Consider the following 1,086-nt stretch of genomic DNA (forward strand, 5'->3'; position numbering starts at 1 on the left):
CCGCCGCGCTGCTCGCCGGCTGCGACTCCCTCGACAGCGTGTTCGGGGAGCGCAAGCGCCCGCTGCCCGGTGACCGCCAGGCGGTGCTGCCGCCCGACCCGCCGGTCACCGCAGACGCCGGTGCCCCGGCCGTGGCACTGCCGCCCGCGCAGCCTGTCGCCGAATGGCCGATGTCGGGCGGCCCGCCCAGCCACTCGCCCGGCCATGTCGCCCTGCCGGAGCGGCTTTCCGTCGCCTGGCGCGGCTCGGCCGGCAGCGGCTCCGGCTATCGCCAGCGGATCACGGCGGGGCCGGTGATCTCGGGCGGCACGGTCTACACGGTGGACGCGCGCGGCCGCGTGGCCGCCCATGCGCTGGCCGACGGACGGCAGCGCTGGAGCGTCGACACCTCGCCGGAGACCGAGAGCGCGACCTCCCTCGGCGGCGGCGTCGCGGTCGAGGGCAACACCGTCTTCGTCGCGACCAGCCTGGCCGAGGTGATCGCGCTCGACCCGGCCAATGGCAGCGTGCGCTGGCGCGTCCGCATGCCCGCCCCGGCGCGCGGCGCGCCGACGGTGGCCGGCGGCCGCGTCTTCGTGCCGACCACGCAGAACGAGTTGGTCGCCGTCTCCGCCGAGGATGGGCGCCGGCTCTGGACGCATCGCGCCGGCACCCTCTCCACCATCCCGCTCGGCCTTCCGGCGCCGGCGGTGGATGGCGAGGCGGTCGTGGCGGGCTTCGGCACGGGCGAGCTGGTGGCGCTGCGCGCGGCCGACGGCCGCCTGCTCTGGGCCGAGAGCGTCGGGAGCGGGAACCTGAGCCTCGCCGACATCGTCGGCATCGCGGGCCTGCCGGTCATCGACCGCGGCCGCGTCATCGCGGTCGGCGTCAGCAACACCGCCATCGCGGTCGATCTCCGCAGCGGCCGACGGCTGTGGGAGCGCAACTTCGGCAGCAATGCCGGCGTCGCCGCCGCGGGCGACTTCGCCTTCGCCGTCACTCGCGGCGGCGAGGCGCTGGCGATCGGCCGCGAGGACGGCCGCATCCGCTGGGTCAGCCCGCTCGACCCGCCGCCCGAGGGCGGCCGCCGGCGCGACGAGCCGGCGC

General features: G+C 77.5%; 1 protein-coding gene. It reads left to right on the forward strand.

What is annotated here, in order from left to right:
• The coding region (locus L2I40_RS23580; RefSeq protein WP_237217781.1) for an outer membrane protein assembly factor BamB family protein at positions 1 to 1,086 on the forward strand (1,086 nt) is incomplete at both ends.

Source organism: Falsiroseomonas oryziterrae (genome assembly GCF_021864505.1).
Lineage (GTDB): Bacteria > Pseudomonadota > Alphaproteobacteria > Acetobacterales > Acetobacteraceae > Falsiroseomonas > Falsiroseomonas oryziterrae.